The 13,381-nt window shown below is 58.7% G+C and carries 18 protein-coding genes; 11 read left to right on the plus strand and 7 right to left on the minus strand.

The features are described 5' to 3' along the window. The first annotated feature begins 1 nt into the window (after nucleotide 1). The gene (locus A3709_RS00420; RefSeq protein WP_231871058.1) at nucleotides 2–655 is read left to right on the plus strand and encodes an HAD family hydrolase; all 654 of its coding nucleotides are present in this window, start codon (nucleotides 2–4) and stop codon (nucleotides 653–655) included. A gap of 13 nt (nucleotides 656–668) precedes the next feature. Next, nucleotides 669–1,430, plus strand: a complete 762-nt coding sequence (locus tag A3709_RS00425) for a YciK family oxidoreductase (protein ID WP_066048374.1) — start codon at nucleotides 669–671, stop codon at nucleotides 1,428–1,430. A gap of 441 nt (nucleotides 1,431–1,871) precedes the next feature. On the opposite strand, the gene rluB is transcribed toward A3709_RS00425, so the two are convergent. The 5 genes from rluB to A3709_RS00455 all read right to left on the minus strand — a co-directional run bounded on the left by rluB (nucleotide 1,872) and on the right by A3709_RS00455 (nucleotide 6,155). Further along, on the minus strand, nucleotides 1,872–2,825 hold the full coding sequence (rluB, locus tag A3709_RS00435; RefSeq protein ID WP_082849778.1) for a 23S rRNA pseudouridine(2605) synthase RluB: 954 nt from the start codon (nucleotides 2,823–2,825) through the stop codon (nucleotides 1,872–1,874). A 5-nt stretch (nucleotides 2,826–2,830) separates the two neighbouring features. Then, nucleotides 2,831–3,748 carry an SMC-Scp complex subunit ScpB gene (gene scpB / locus A3709_RS00440; protein ID WP_066048380.1) on the minus strand — a complete coding sequence of 306 codons (918 nt, stop codon included), beginning with the start codon at nucleotides 3,746–3,748 and terminating at the stop codon, nucleotides 2,831–2,833. Nucleotide 3,749: 1 nt separating this feature from the next. Beyond that, nucleotides 3,750–4,556 carry a ScpA family protein gene (locus A3709_RS00445; protein WP_229801628.1) on the minus strand — a complete coding sequence of 269 codons (807 nt, stop codon included), beginning with the start codon at nucleotides 4,554–4,556 and terminating at the stop codon, nucleotides 3,750–3,752. A 112-nt stretch (nucleotides 4,557–4,668) separates the two neighbouring features. Further along, a complete protein-coding gene (locus tag A3709_RS00450) occupies nucleotides 4,669–5,292 on the minus strand; it encodes an L-threonylcarbamoyladenylate synthase (RefSeq protein ID WP_066048384.1) in 624 nt (207 codons plus the stop codon). Then, the gene (locus A3709_RS00455; RefSeq protein ID WP_066048387.1) at nucleotides 5,289–6,155 is read right to left on the minus strand and encodes a PHP domain-containing protein; all 867 of its coding nucleotides are present in this window, start codon (nucleotides 6,153–6,155) and stop codon (nucleotides 5,289–5,291) included. The genes A3709_RS00450 and A3709_RS00455 overlap by 4 nt, the downstream gene beginning before the upstream one ends. Before the next feature lie 94 nt (nucleotides 6,156–6,249). Here A3709_RS00455 and A3709_RS00460 point away from each other — a divergent pair, with 94 nt between their 5' ends. The 9 genes from A3709_RS00460 (at nucleotide 6,250) to A3709_RS00500 (ending at nucleotide 11,679) form a co-directional block, all read left to right on the plus strand. Beyond that, nucleotides 6,250–6,849: an inner membrane-spanning protein YciB gene (locus tag A3709_RS00460; RefSeq protein WP_066048390.1), complete on the plus strand. Its 600-nt coding sequence runs from the start codon at nucleotides 6,250–6,252 to the stop codon at nucleotides 6,847–6,849. A gap of 3 nt (nucleotides 6,850–6,852) precedes the next feature. Next, nucleotides 6,853–7,152, plus strand: coding sequence for a YciI family protein (locus tag A3709_RS00465; protein WP_066048393.1), 300 nt, complete (start codon nucleotides 6,853–6,855; stop codon nucleotides 7,150–7,152). Between the two features lie 114 nt (nucleotides 7,153–7,266). Further along, nucleotides 7,267–7,941 (plus strand): TIGR04211 family SH3 domain-containing protein, encoded by a 675-nt coding sequence (locus A3709_RS00470; RefSeq protein ID WP_066048394.1) that lies wholly within the window; start codon nucleotides 7,267–7,269, stop codon nucleotides 7,939–7,941. A gap of 28 nt (nucleotides 7,942–7,969) precedes the next feature. Beyond that, the gene (locus A3709_RS00475) at nucleotides 7,970–8,551 is read left to right on the plus strand and encodes a peptidylprolyl isomerase (RefSeq protein ID WP_066048397.1); all 582 of its coding nucleotides are present in this window, start codon (nucleotides 7,970–7,972) and stop codon (nucleotides 8,549–8,551) included. Continuing rightward, complete coding sequence (locus A3709_RS00480; protein WP_066048400.1) at nucleotides 8,548–9,312, plus strand: pyridoxine 5'-phosphate synthase; 765 nt, start codon at nucleotides 8,548–8,550, stop codon at nucleotides 9,310–9,312. The genes A3709_RS00475 and A3709_RS00480 overlap by 4 nt, the downstream gene beginning before the upstream one ends. Continuing rightward, nucleotides 9,312–9,851: a nuclear transport factor 2 family protein gene (locus tag A3709_RS00485; RefSeq protein ID WP_082849779.1), complete on the plus strand. Its 540-nt coding sequence runs from the start codon at nucleotides 9,312–9,314 to the stop codon at nucleotides 9,849–9,851. Before A3709_RS00480 ends, A3709_RS00485 begins: the two co-directional genes overlap by 1 nt. A gap of 34 nt (nucleotides 9,852–9,885) precedes the next feature. Continuing rightward, on the plus strand, nucleotides 9,886–10,149 hold the full coding sequence (locus A3709_RS00490; RefSeq protein ID WP_066048407.1) for a hypothetical protein: 264 nt from the start codon (nucleotides 9,886–9,888) through the stop codon (nucleotides 10,147–10,149). 77 nt (nucleotides 10,150–10,226) lie between these two features. Beyond that, the gene (locus A3709_RS00495) at nucleotides 10,227–11,243 is read left to right on the plus strand and encodes a hypothetical protein (protein WP_156507506.1); all 1,017 of its coding nucleotides are present in this window, start codon (nucleotides 10,227–10,229) and stop codon (nucleotides 11,241–11,243) included. Continuing rightward, nucleotides 11,236–11,679 (plus strand): GNAT family N-acetyltransferase, encoded by a 444-nt coding sequence (locus A3709_RS00500; protein ID WP_197484017.1) that lies wholly within the window; start codon nucleotides 11,236–11,238, stop codon nucleotides 11,677–11,679. The genes A3709_RS00495 and A3709_RS00500 overlap by 8 nt, the downstream gene beginning before the upstream one ends. Nucleotides 11,680–11,682: 3 nt before the next feature. Here A3709_RS00500 and A3709_RS00505 read toward each other — a convergent pair whose 3' ends face one another. Together A3709_RS00505 and A3709_RS00510 are read right to left on the minus strand one after the other, a co-directional pair. Then, nucleotides 11,683–12,069: a thioesterase family protein gene (locus tag A3709_RS00505; protein WP_082849780.1), complete on the minus strand. Its 387-nt coding sequence runs from the start codon at nucleotides 12,067–12,069 to the stop codon at nucleotides 11,683–11,685. A 4-nt stretch (nucleotides 12,070–12,073) separates the two neighbouring features. Further along, nucleotides 12,074–13,378 (minus strand): sodium ion-translocating decarboxylase subunit beta, encoded by a 1,305-nt coding sequence (locus A3709_RS00510; RefSeq protein ID WP_066048413.1) that lies wholly within the window; start codon nucleotides 13,376–13,378, stop codon nucleotides 12,074–12,076. Nucleotides 13,379–13,381: the final 3 nt, after the last annotated feature.

A 13,381-nucleotide genomic window follows, 5' to 3' on the forward strand; every position in this document is an offset into this window, starting at 1 on the left:
CATGAACCTGAAAGCAGTGCTGTTCGATCTGGACGGCACACTGGTTGATACTGCGGCTGAATTTGTAGTGGTTGTGCAGCAACTGCGCGCCGAGCACGGCCTCGATACCATGGACCCGGAACGGATTCGAGCTTCGGTCTCCAACGGCGCCAGGGCGCTGGTCAACCTGAGCCTGGGTATCGATTTTGACGCACCGGAATTCGAATCCAAGCGCCTGCGCCTGCTCGAGCTGTACGCCGAGGTGCTCGGCACTGCGGCGGCACCCTACCCGGGCATCAGGGACTTGCTGGACGCTTTTGCGGAGCGCGGCATCCGTTGGGGTGTTGCCACCAACAAGCCCAGAGCCTATGCAGAGCCATTGCTACCCCGGATCGGGCTGGACTGCCCAAGTCTGGTCTGCCCCGACGATGTCCAGGACCGCAAGCCCCACCCGGAATCGCTATACCTCAACTGCCGGGAACTGGACTGCGCACCCCATGAAGCTATTTACGTGGGCGATCACCTACGGGATATTGAAGCGGGCAAACGGGCCAGCATGTACACCATCGCCGCCGCCTATGGCTATATCGAGCCGGGCGACAACGCCGCCGACTGGGGCGCTGATGTCGTCGCCGCGCGCAGCGAAGACCTCTACTCACTGATACTCAACGACTGACCGAGCACCCCTTATGAACATCGTACCCGCGCCCGCCGACTACCAGCCTTCAGCCGCCCTGCTGGAGGGCAGAACGATACTGGTCACCGGCGCCGGCGACGGCATTGGTCGGGCCGCCAGCCTCGCCTACGCCGCCCACGGCGCTACTGTCATCCTGCTGGGGCGCACAGAGAGTAAACTGGACGCCCTCTACGACCAGATCGAAGCGGCAGGCTACCCGAAACCGGCCATTGTGCCGATGGATCTGCTGACCGTGTCTGAAGAGCAATGCATGCAACTGGTGGCCCAACTGGCAGACGAGTTCGGGCATATCGACGGACTGCTGCACAACGCCAGCGTGCTCGGCGAGCGGCGCCCGATCGAAAGCGCCACCTATGCAGCCTGGCAGGAAGTCATGCAGGTCAATGTGAATGCCACGTTCCTGCTGACACGTCACCTGTTGCCGCTGCTCCAGGCGGCGCCCAGCGCCTCCATCGTATTCACATCCTCCGGCGTAGGCCGCACGGGCCGGGCTTTCTGGGGAGCCTATGCGGTCTCCAAATTTGCCACCGAAGGTCTGATGGAAGTCCTCGCGGCGGAGCTCGATGAAACGTCCAACATCCGGGTGAACTGTATCAACCCAGGCGCTACCAACACGGCCATGCGCCGCTCTGCCTATCCGGCGGAACACCCGGACACCAACCCTGCACCGGAAGACATCATGGGGGTTTACCTGTACTTGATGGGCAAGGATAGCGGAGAGATCAGCGGTAGTTCCTTCGATGCTCAGCCGTAACGCTGGCNCCCGGACCAAGATACCCGCCAGCGAAATGAACCTGCGCAGCCTGCTCACCCCCCTCCTCGCGCCCCTGCTCACATTTGCAGCCGCCCCTCTGTATGCGGCTGACCAGGTGCTGGAGTGCGTCGGCACCAGCCAGGCGCACAATTTGGAAACCGGACAGCGTGGCGAATCGCGCTCCGAGCACAATACGCTGCTGATTCGCCGCCACGAGGGCAAAATGTATCTGGGGCTGGGAAAAGGGGCACTCATCGAGGCCAGTGATAACGGCAAGCAGCTCGCCTACAGCGATGAGCCCAACATGCTCGGCACCCGCAGTCTGAGCTACACCCCCTCAAGCGGCGCCATCAGGTATGAGGCCACTGCAACACGGCACAATAAGGCAATTGGGAAACAAACATTCGAGGGCACCTGTTCGCCCTCGCAGAAGAGCCGCAGCTAACGGGGACGCCGCCGCGACTTGGCCGCACCGGGGCCTTTGCGTTTGGTGAACTGGCGCTCCATCTTTTCGCGCTCTTTGTGGGTGCCGCGCTTCTGATTCTTCAGCTCCATATCGGCCATGCGATACAGGCTTTTCAATTCCTTGGGCTCCAGTTCCACCCACTGCCCCTGCTTGACCTTGGAGGGAATGAAAACATCGCCGTAGCGAACGCGCTTCAGACGTGACACGGTGAGGCCCTGGGACTCCCAAAGACGGCGCACTTCGCGATTGCGGCCTTCCATAATGACAACGTAAAACCAGTGATTTATACCGTCGCCACCGCCGTCCTGAATATCGGTAAAGCGAGCGACACCGTCTTCCAGCATCACCCCCTCAAGCAGGCGCTTGAGCATCTCTTCATCCCATTCACCCATGACTCGAACCATGTACTCGCGTTCGATATTGGCCGAGGGATGCATCAACGTGTTGGCCAGCTCGCCATCGGTGGTGAACAGCAGCAGGCCCGAAGTGTTGTAGTCGAGACGACCAATGGATATCCAGCGCCCGGCCTTGAGTTTCGGCAGGCGCTCGAACACCGTGCGGCGCCCCTGGGGATCCTTGCGCGACGAAACCTCGCCGGTGGGCTTGTGATACAAAATGCAGCGGGTTTCCTGTGCCGACGCGCGATCCAGCGGTCGACCGTCGACAGTAATCCGATCGCGATCCTCTACCCGGTCACCCAGACGGGCCGGCTTGCCATTAACCGCTACGCGGCCGGACTCAATCCAACGCTCCATCTCGCGACGCGAGCCGATACCGGTTCGCGCCAGCACCTTCTGCAGTTTTTCACCCGCAACAGGTTTCTCTTCAGGCGCTGCATCCGCACCCACCTCCACGACATTGTCGCTGGGCTTGCGCTTGGAGCTGGGCTTACCGGCGCTGCCTCGCGCCTTTCCATAGGTAGATGACATACTAATCAGGCCTGGTTTTCGGGCTTGGCGAGTCCCGCCAGGTTGTCTTGACCATCTATGAGCTCAGGGCTGTCTACAGGCTCAGAGCTGTCTACCGTCTCAGGGCTGTCGACCGGCTCAGCGCTATCCACGGGCTCGGCGCTGTCGGTCAGGTCAGACATGGCCTCAGCCAGGTCATCAGCAGATTCGGGGGTCTCCGGCGCTGCCTCGTCGGAGTCTACAGGCGCCGGGGCAGCGGCGATAAAGTCGGCGTAGGGCTCATCAGCGGCGACGTGATCGGTACCGCCTACCACGGTCAATTCCGGTGCATCCTGCGGGGCACTGCCCTCTTCACCGGTGGCATTTTTTTCACTGTCCTTGAGCGGCTCACTGAAGCCCAGCTCGGCATTGAGCGTTTCCAGATCGCGAATCTCTGCCAGGGCCGGCAGTTGATCGAGGTTCTTCAAATTGAAATAGTCCAAGAATTGACGCGTCGTCGCATACATGGCCGGGCGCCCTGGTACATCGCGATGCCCCACAACGCGAATCCACTCACGCTCGTGCAAAGTCTTGATGATGTTGGAGCTCACCGCCACGCCGCGAATCTCCTCAATCTCACCGCGGGTAATGGGCTGCCGATAGGCAATCAGTGCCAGCGTCTCGAGCAGCGCACGCGAGTATTTGACCGGGCGTTCCTGCCACAGTCGGGCCACCCAGGGACTGAGATTCTGGCGCACCTGAAAACGAAAGCCGCTGGCGACCTCTACCACTTCGAAACCACGATCCTCACAGCGCTCAGCCACTTCTTTCATGGCCTCGCGAATCGCGGCGTTCTCTGGCCGTTCGCGCTCCTCGAACAACTCGGCCAGCTGCGCCACCGACAGCGGCTTACCTGCGGCCAGCAATGCACCTTCGAGAATCTGTACCAGACCAGTTTCTGACATGTTATTCGGACCTTGCCTTAACGTGGATGGGACCGAATGAATCGGTCTGCACAATTTCCACCAATGATTCCTTGATCAATTCCATCACCGCCAGGAACGTGACCACCACGCCCAGGCGACCTTCCTCAGCAGTAAACAACGCCACGAAAGGCACAAATTGTTGCCCTGCGAGCTGCTCCAGAACATCCGACATACGCTCACGCGTCGACAGGGCCTCGCGCTGAATATGGTGGCTCTCGTACATATCGGCGCGGCGCAGCACTTCCGACAACGCCACCAGCAACTCGCGCATATCGACGTCGGGATCGGGGCGGACCCGGTTGATATCCGGCGGATTGGCGCTGCCGACCCAGGTGTCGCGCTCCATGCGCGGCATTTCCTCGATATCCTCTGCGGCCTTCTTGAACCGCTCGTACTCCTGCAAGCGCCGGATCAGCTGGGCGCGAGGATCTTCCTCGTCCTCGTCGACGTCCGTGGAGCGCGGCAACAGCATGCGTGACTTGATCTCTGCCAGCATAGCCGCCATCAGCAGATACTCCGCCGCCAGCTCAAACTGCATGGCATCCATGAGATCGACGTAGTGCATGTACTGCTCGGTGATCTTGGATACGTCAATATCGAGAATATCGAGATTCTGGCGTTTAATCAGGTACAGGAGCAGGTCGAGGGGGCCTTCGAATGCCTCCAGAAACACCTCCAGCGCCTGTGGGGGGATGTACAAATCCTTGGGCAGTTCAGTGACCGCCTGCCCCATCACCACGGCGAATGGCATCTCGCCCTGCTGAGGAAAATCCGGTCCGGCAGTCACCGGGGATTCAGGCGCGTCGGCGGCCCCCTCGGGGGCTTCGGTGGGTACTTCGGATTCGGGTTCGTTGGCAGACACGGGATTACCTGTGGTTATCTTCCAACAGTATACAGGATCAGTCCTCGAATGGGGCAATATCGCCCTTGCCGGCACGCATCACCAGCGGGGTATCTTCGACCATGTCCACCACCGTGGTGGCCTCCATACCGCAATAGCCGCCATCGATGACCAGATCGACATCGTGCTGCAGGGTTTCGCGAATATCGTAGGGGTCAATCAGCGGATACTCATCACCGGGCATAATCATGGTGACACTCATCATGGGTTCACCCAGATCCGCCAGCAGGGCCTGGGCGATAGCGTTGTCCGGCACCCTCAGGCCCACGGTTTTCCGCTTGGGGTGCATGAGACGCCGCGGCACCTCAGAAGTGGCCCGCAGAATAAACGTGTAGGGGCCCGGCGTGCAGTGCTTGAGCAGCCGGTATGCGGCATTGTCGACTCGCGCGTAACTGGCAATCTCCGACAGGTCACGGCAGACCAGGGTGAAGTTGTGGCGATCATCGAGCTTGCGAATGCGGCGGATCCGGTCCAGGGCATTCTTGTCCCCCAGATGGCAGCCCAGGGCATAGGCGGAATCCGTTGGATAGGCCACCACACCGCCCTCGCGCACGATATCGGTAGCCTGGCGTATCAGGCGTTTCTGCGGGGTTTCGGGATGTATCTGGAAAAACTGGCTCACCGGGCCTCCTGCGATTGCACTGCCGAACGGCCGGGGCCGAAGTGTTGCCACACCCCGGCCCGGGCCTCGAGACGCTGCAATTCTACACCCAGGGACGGGCTATAGGGGCCGTCGCGATGAAAATCGCTGCCGACTGAAATTTCCAGCTCGAAATCTTCCGCCAGGCGCAGTAACTGGGCCACCTGGTCGGGCGTTTGCCGCCCGCTGAGCACCTCAATGGCGCTGCCGCCTGCGATGGCAAAGTCCTTCACCAGCCGACGCAGTTTCATGCGCGTGTATTTGTACTTGAGGGGATGCGCCAGCACCGCAATGCCACCGGCGTCGACAATCCAGCCAACGGCGCGGGCAAGCTCGGGCCAGAAGGCTTTGACATCGCCGGGCTTGCCCTGCCCCAGGTATTTGTCGAAGGCCGTGTTGTGGTCTGGCACATGTCCCTGAGCCACCATCCAGGCCGCGAAGTGCGGCCGCCCCAACTGGCTGTTACCCGCCTCTGCCAGGGCGCCCTCCAGTGCACCGGTAAAGCCACGATCCGCCAGCTTTTTGCCGATTTTGACGCCGCGCTCAGCCCGGGCCACGTCCAATTCTGCGAGGCCTTCCTGCATCGCGGGGTGACTGCAGTCCATACCCAGACCCACAACGTGAATTGTGGTGCCGGACCAGCGGCAGGAATACTCGATGCCAGGCACCAGTTCTACGCCCGGGAAGTCTGATTGATACTGGCGTGCCTCAAGATACCCGGCCACGGTGTCGTGGTCGGTCATGGCAAACAGCTCAATACCGGCATCGCTGGCGCGCTGTAACAGTTCGCGCGGCGCGAGGGCACCATCTGAAGCTGTGGTATGGGTATGGAAGTCAATCAACACAATCTTTACACTTAGGCGCTCCGACACTTCAGTGCCGGATCAACAATAATCAGTGGACAACCCACATAGTAACAGCCGAGGTATACGGCACACCATGAAGCAATTGGCAGAATTCATCCCCATCGCCCTCTTTTTCATCGTCTACCAGTTGGACGGCGAAACCCTTGCCCTGGGTGGATGGGAATACACCTTTGACGGTATTTTCACCGCCACCGCCGTCCTCATGGTAGCCACTCTTGTGCAAGTGGGGCTCTCCTGGGCACTGACCCGGGAACTGGAAAAACGCGCCCTGTGGATGGCGGCCGCCATCATTATCTTCGGCGGCGCCACGCTGGTGTTGAGAAATGAATTGTTTATCCAGTGGAAGCCGACCATTTTCAACTGGGTGCTGGCACTGGCGTTTGGTGGCTCGCAATTTATCGGCGACAAGAACCTGATGGAGCGCACTCTCGGCAGCCAGATCGTCCTGCCCCGCTATGTCTGGACGCGCCTGAACATGCTCTGGGTGGGCAATTTCACCCTGGTGGGAGCGCTCAATCTGGTCGTCGCATACAGTTTCTCTGAAGCCACATGGGTGAGCTATAAGCTCTACTCCGCTATCGGCTTTACCCTGGCGCTGACCATTCTTACTGCCATTATCATCAGCCCCCATCTCAAAGAAGACACCCCCGTGACTGACAATCAGGAAGCCTGAAACATGTTGTATGCCATTCTCTGCGAAGACGTCGAAAACAGCCTGCCGTTGCGCGCCGAAGCGCGACCGGCCCACCTGGAGCGCATCCAGGAACTGGTCGATGCCGGCCGTCTGCTGGTCGCAGGCCCCCACCCGGCCCTGGACTCCGAAGATCCCGGTGAAGCCGGCTTTACCGGGAGTCTGATTGTCGCTGAATTTGATAGCCTCGAGGCAGCCACCGCCTGGGCCGACGCCGACCCCTATGTCGATGCCGGTGTTTTTGCCAAAGTCACGGTCAAGCCCTACAAGAAAGTGCTGCCCTGACCCCTGCTGGCATCGTGTCGACGGCTGCAACGCGGGCACATGCCACGCCTACTAATACACCTGATTCGGCGCTAAACTAGAGCCCCTCCACCACACGCTAAAAAGGTTCATGTTTTGTTGCGCTCTTTGCCCATCTTGTTGTTCTCTCTATTTCTCACCATGGGTACCCAGGCGCAGGAAACCCGTTACGTCAGTGACCAGGTGTTCATTGTTCTGCACAAGGGCCCGGGCGCAGAATATCGCTGGGCTGCAAAACTGACACCGGGCACACGTCTCAACGCTGGGAGCACACAGGGTGACTGGACCGAAGTCACCACAGCGCGGGGCACCCCCGGCTGGGTACGCACCGAATTTCTGACGGCAGAACGCCCCGCCCAGGTACAACTAACCGCTGCCGTCGCGCGTGCCGACCAACTCTCCGAACAAAATGCCACGCTCAATAGCGATCTTGGCTCACTGCAGGCTGAGAAAAACGATTTACTCAATCGCATTGCCAGCACCGAAGCCGAGCTGGCCGCGGTCAGTGGGGAGCTGTCCGAACTCAAGACCATTTCCGGTAATGCTGTGCAACTGGACTTGGACAATCGGCGCCTGGTGGAAGAATCTGAGAAGCTGCGCGCTGACGTAGACACTCTCGAAGCAGAAAACCTGCGCCTGAACGACAAGGTCAAGAGCGAGGCGTTCATGAATGGGGCACTTGCTGTTTTGCTGGGCGTCATCATCACGCTGGTTGTGCCCCGCCTGTGGCCAAAACGCCGCAAACCCTCAAGCTGGGGCTCCAGTTGGTAGCCCACCGCCGCGCATACGGAGACAAGAAATGCTGAAGACGTTTACCCTGATCCTGGCCCTGGTCCTGGCCCCCGCCGCTGTCGCGGCTGACAAAGAAGAGACGCCGCTGCCCAATCCACTGGTCACGGTAAAAACCTCCGATGGCACGTTTACCCTGCGCCTGTTCCGCGACAAGGCGCCAGCCACAGTGGAGAATTTCCTCAAATACGTCGATGAGGGTTTTTACAATGGAACCATTTTCCATCGTGTCATCCCTGACTTCATGATTCAGGGCGGCGGATTTGTCGCCGACATGAGCGAGAAAGAAACCCACGAGCCCATCAAGAACGAATCTCGCAACCGCCTGCACAATACCCGCGGCACAGTGGCGATGGCGCGAACCAATGATCCCGACTCAGCCACCTCCCAGTTCTTTGTCAATCTGCGCAATAACCTGCGCCTGGACTGGGCACCGGGACGCGACGGCTACACCGTGTTTGGCGAAGTCATTGAAGGCATGAAAGTGATCGACTTCATCGCTACTGTTCCCACCGGTCAGGCCGGGCCGCACAGCGACGTACCCACAGAAACCGTGACCATTATCGAGGTCAAACGGAAATCCATTCTGTGATCGCCCTGTCGGTCAACCTCAACAAAATTGCGCTAATCCGCAATTCTAGGGATACGACCAATCCCAGCGTTCCCGAGCACGCGCAAATGTGTATTGATGCAGGTGCCGACGGGATTACCGTCCATCCGCGGCCGGACCAGCGACACATCCGCGCCCAGGACTGCTTCGACCTGGCCGCGATGCTCGAGGTGGAGTTCAACATCGAAGGCAACCCCTTCACTGCTGCGCGCAAAAGCGAGCGCCCAGGCGTTAGCGACTACCCAGGCTTTATGGAGCTCGTGCGGGAAATCCGTCCAGCCCAGGTCACCCTGGTACCGGATGGGGATGGCCAGCTCACCTCTGACCACGGCTTTGACCTCAAAAAAGATGGTGATCGTGTAGCCCCTCTGGTAACCGAGCTGCAATCGCTGGGCATTCGCACCAGCCTGTTCATGGACCCGGATGAAGAGCAGATTCGCCTCGCCGCGCAAACGGGCACACAGCGCATAGAGCTGTATACCGAGAGCTACGCGCACGCCGTGAAGACAGGTGAACAAGTTGAAGAGACACTCGCCAGGTTTGTTCGTGCCGGTGAAGTGGCCGCGGAAGAAGGCCTGGGACTGAACGCCGGACACGATCTGGACCTGCATAACCTGCCGCGCTTCGCCGCTGAGGTTCCCGCACTGCTGGAGGTCTCTATCGGCCACGCATTAACCGTCGATGCCATTCGTGTGGGCCTTGCCACTACTGTCGCTGCCTATCAGCGCGCGTTGGGTAAATAGTGGACCCGCAGCTTCAGGCCCTGCTGGACAAGCAGGCCATCACTGAACTGGTGCACGCCTACTGCAATGCCTCTGACCGGCATGATCACGACAAACTGCGTGAGCTTTACCACCCGGATGCTACCGATGACCACGGAGCCTTCTTTAAGGGCCTGGCCATGGAATTCATCGACCAGTTGCCGCAAATCCAGGCCCCCATGGAAATTCTCCATCACAATGTAACTACCGTGAACCTGGCGCTGGAAGTTGACTACGCGGAAGGTGAAATCTACGTGTTGGCCTTCCACAAGGTGCGCACAGAAGAAGGTACCCTGGACTTGATGGTTGGCGGCCGCTACTTCGATAAATACACCAAGCGCGCAGGCCAATGGAAATTTTCCGAGCGCGCGGTGGTGGCGGACTGGGCTACAATTACCTCACCTTCGGCGGTGGATTTATCCCATCCACTGATCGACGGATCGCATCTCGGCTGCCCGGGGCCACAAGACCCCTCTTACTCATTCTTCCGGCTGTTGCGACGCGGTGAACGGACAAAATAATGTCAAACAGTAACAACAACACAAGGTAATCCCTATGAACAAACGTACCCTACAAATCATGACCCTGGCACTGCTGCCGCTGGCCTCTGTCAGTTTCGCTCAAGATCTCGGCAAACTGGTCGAGGCAGTGGACAAAGAGAAGGCCGTAGATTCGGTCGATACCGACAAGATGACGGATGCCGTGAGTGGCGACAATATCGACTACAAGAAAGCCTACGATGCTGTCGACATGGAAAAGGCCGCAGATTCTGTCGATGTGGACAAGGTCAAAGAGGCCATCAGCTCACCTTCCGAATAAGCTCACTCACTATGCTCGGGCCGCGCGCTTTACTTACTCGCTTGCAACGTCTGCGGAAGCGGCCCGACCATCAAATCGTGCTCCACCTGGGGACACGTAAAACCGGCACGACCGCCATTCAACAGTACCTGGCGAAGCATCAGCAAGACCTCTCCAGGCACTTCCTGCACCGCGGCGACCCCAACTCTTCACTATGGATGACCCAGGCATTTAGCGACAACCTCGGTGACAAAGGCATCTATAAAGGACGAAACCTTTCACCGGAAGAACTGGCACGACTGCGCGAGCTGGCTCGCTGGGGTCTGTCCCGGCAAATTAATAAGCTGGGTTCAAAAGACGCTGTGCTATCAGCAGAGGTGATGGCGTCCATGAGCGAGGAAGAACTGGCGGAGGCACGCACTTTCTTCAGCCAGCGCTTCACGGATATCGCCACCCACATCTACTTCAGGCCCATGAAGTCACTCATGGAGAGCTCGTTTCAAGAACGCCTGAAGCATCGCCACACCAACCTGGAGGAAGACTACGCGTTTGCCTATCCCTCCAGAATCAGAATTCTCGACAAGGTCTTCGGCAAAAGCCAGGTCCATGTGCACAAGTTTGATCGCCGCCACTTTCCGGATGGCAATATCGTTCAGCATTTTCTCAATGCTATCGGCGAAAACCACACGGCTCAAACGCTCTCTGTGGACAATGAAAGCTTGTCCCTGCCGGCAATCCAATTGTTGTATCACTACCGCAAGGCGCAACCGGCCAGGGACATTAACGACCGCAAGATCGTCCGCCGTCTCACCGAACTCGAAGGTCCGCCCCTGCGCTTTCATAGCACCCTGTACGACAAGCTATTGCGGCGCAAATCCCGTGACATGGACGAATTTGAGAAGCGCGTCGGCTTTTCCGTTGACGAGGATCTGTGCGCCAACGATGCTGGTGCTATTAGCTCTGAGGAAGATCTATTAGCAGTACCGCCCTCCGCATTGGATTGGTTGGCAGAAGCGATTCAGCAACCCGTTACGACCTCTGAAGGTGGGGTTGCGTCGATGGTCATGGCGCTGGGCGATGATGCGCCGTCGTGCACGGCGAACGGCCGTGCCTGACCCGGTGTTCCGCGCTTTTCAGCGCAGCGATGAAGCGGCATGCCTGGCGATTTTCGATGACAATTGTCCGATGTTTTCCGCCCCCTATGAAAGGGAAGACTATCTTGCCTTTTTACGCAGCGCGGGCACTGGCTACGAAGTGTGTACGGAGGGAGAGACCACAGTAGGTGCCTACGGGATCTATTCCCAGAGCGGGCAGGAAGCAAGCCTTAACTGGATTCTACTGTCTCCGCATCATCAGGGCAGTGGTCTCGGTTCGGCCATCATGACGCGGGCTATCGCGGCAGCTCGCCAACATGGTGCCAGCGCAATCACCATCGCTGCCAGCCATAAATCCGCGCCGTTCTTCGCACGATTCGGAGCGAACTTCCTTTCGGAGCTTGAGCATGGCTGGGGACCAGATATGCACCGGGTCGAAATGACGCTGGCAATCTAGCGTTTACAGCGTTGCGAGTTTCTCGCGCATTACATCAGGCACCCGCAGCTTGGCTTTGCTTTCCATATCCACGTGTACCAGCACCGCCTTGCCCTTCACAACCAGCTCATTGTTCTGGTGCATTTCACATTCCATCGTAAGCGAGGTGTTGCCGGCAAAAACGCGCGACATGTTGATAGTCACATCTGAGCCGTAGAAAGTTTCGCGAAGATAATCCAGGGTGACAGAAGCCACCAGCCAACGCCCCTCAGACCGAGGGCCATCGCGCAGGTAACTCAATGCGTCGGTGCGCGCCACCTCAAACCACACGGACATCACCGCATTGTTGATGTGACCCAGGGCATCGGTCTCATTAAAACGCGGCGTAATCCGCGTAACAGGAATTCCCACGCCATCAGCCTCCGACGAGGCTGATCATGACGCCGGCAGCCACCGCAGACCCAATCACACCCGCCACATTGGGTCCCATGGCATGCATTAACAGGAAATTATGGGGGTTGGCTTCCAGGCCCAATTTGTTGCTGACTCGGGCGGCCATGGGTACCGCAGAAACACCGGCTGACCCAATCAGCGGATTGATCGGCGTGGCACTCAGGCGATTCATGAGCTTGGCAATGAGTACGCCAGAAGCGGTGCCAATGCCAAAGGCGACAATGCCCAGGCCGAGGATACCCAACGTATTCATGTCCAGGAACTTATCCGCAACCAGTTTGGAGCCGACAGACAGCCCGAGAAAAATGGTAGTGATGTTTATCAGCGCGTTCTGCACCGTGTCCGACAGCCGGTCGACAACACCACACTCTTTCATGAGATTACCGAAGCAGAACATACCCAACAGCGGCGCTGCGTCGGGCAATAGCAAGGCAACCAGAATGAGCAACGCCAGTGGAAAAACAATTTTCTCACGCTGGGAAACCGGCCGTAGCTGCACCATTTCAATTTTGCGCTCTTCTTCCGTGGTCAGGGCACGCATAATCGGCGGCTGAATCAGCGGCACCAACGCCATGTAAGAGTAGGCTGCCACGGCAATCGCTCCGAGAAGGTCTGGCGCCAGAACGCTGGAGACATAAATGGCCGTGGGGCCGTCGGCGCCACCAATAATGCCTATCGCAGCGGCATCCGCAACGCTGAAGTCCATCACGCCCAGCGAGGTCAGGGTCACCGCGCCCAATACCGTGGCAAATATGCCGAACTGCGCCGCGGCACCCAGAAACAGGGTTTTTGGATTCGCCAGCAACGGCCCGAAATCAGTCATAGCGCCCACGCCCATAAAGATGACCAGCGGGGCAATGCCCGAGGCGATAGCGACCGAGTAAAAGCTGTACAACATACCGTTGCCGTAGCCGGCATCCATTGCCAGTTGCTGCGCCGCAAGATGTGCGCCGGCCCCGGCATTGTCATAGGCGACCTGGATATCTTTGGCACTGTCGTAGACTGTCACGCCCAATGCACGGGCAAATTCTGCCAGCATCGCCGGGTCAGCTGCATGCAACGCATTTTCGACGGCGGAGTACGCCAGCCCTGCACCGGGAATATTGGCGAGAATACCGCCAAAGCCGATTGGCACCAGTAGCAGTGGTTCAAAGTTTTTGCGAATGGCCAAAAACAGAAGCCCCAGGCCGATGAGCATCATGACGACCTGGCCCACCTGTATCTGGGCGAGTCCAGAAGAATTCCAAAGAACGAGAAGATTATCCATCGC

The organism is Halioglobus sp. HI00S01 (genome assembly GCF_001635445.1).
Taxonomy (GTDB): Bacteria; Pseudomonadota; Gammaproteobacteria; order Pseudomonadales; family Halieaceae; genus Halioglobus; species Halioglobus japonicus.

What these genes read in the sequence shown, in the direction of transcription:
- A3709_RS00490 (WP_066048407.1), top strand. Translation starts at nt 9,886, where the DNA reads ATGAACAAACGTACCCTACAAATCATGACCCTGGCACTGCTGCCGCTG.
- A3709_RS00510 (WP_066048413.1), bottom strand. Translation starts at nt 13,378, where the DNA reads ATGGATAATCTTCTCGTTCTTTGGAATTCTTCTGGACTCGCCCAGATA.
- A3709_RS00475 (WP_066048397.1), top strand. Translation starts at nt 7,970, where the DNA reads ATGCTGAAGACGTTTACCCTGATCCTGGCCCTGGTCCTGGCCCCCGCC.
- A3709_RS00465 (WP_066048393.1), top strand. Translation starts at nt 6,853, where the DNA reads ATGTTGTATGCCATTCTCTGCGAAGACGTCGAAAACAGCCTGCCGTTG.
- A3709_RS00460 (WP_066048390.1), top strand. Translation starts at nt 6,250, where the DNA reads ATGAAGCAATTGGCAGAATTCATCCCCATCGCCCTCTTTTTCATCGTC.
- A3709_RS00420 (WP_231871058.1), top strand. Translation starts at nt 2, where the DNA reads ATGAACCTGAAAGCAGTGCTGTTCGATCTGGACGGCACACTGGTTGAT.
- scpB (WP_066048380.1), bottom strand. Translation starts at nt 3,748, where the DNA reads ATGTCAGAAACTGGTCTGGTACAGATTCTCGAAGGTGCATTGCTGGCC.
- rluB (WP_082849778.1), bottom strand. Translation starts at nt 2,825, where the DNA reads ATGTCATCTACCTATGGAAAGGCGCGAGGCAGCGCCGGTAAGCCCAGC.
- A3709_RS00425 (WP_066048374.1), top strand. Translation starts at nt 669, where the DNA reads ATGAACATCGTACCCGCGCCCGCCGACTACCAGCCTTCAGCCGCCCTG.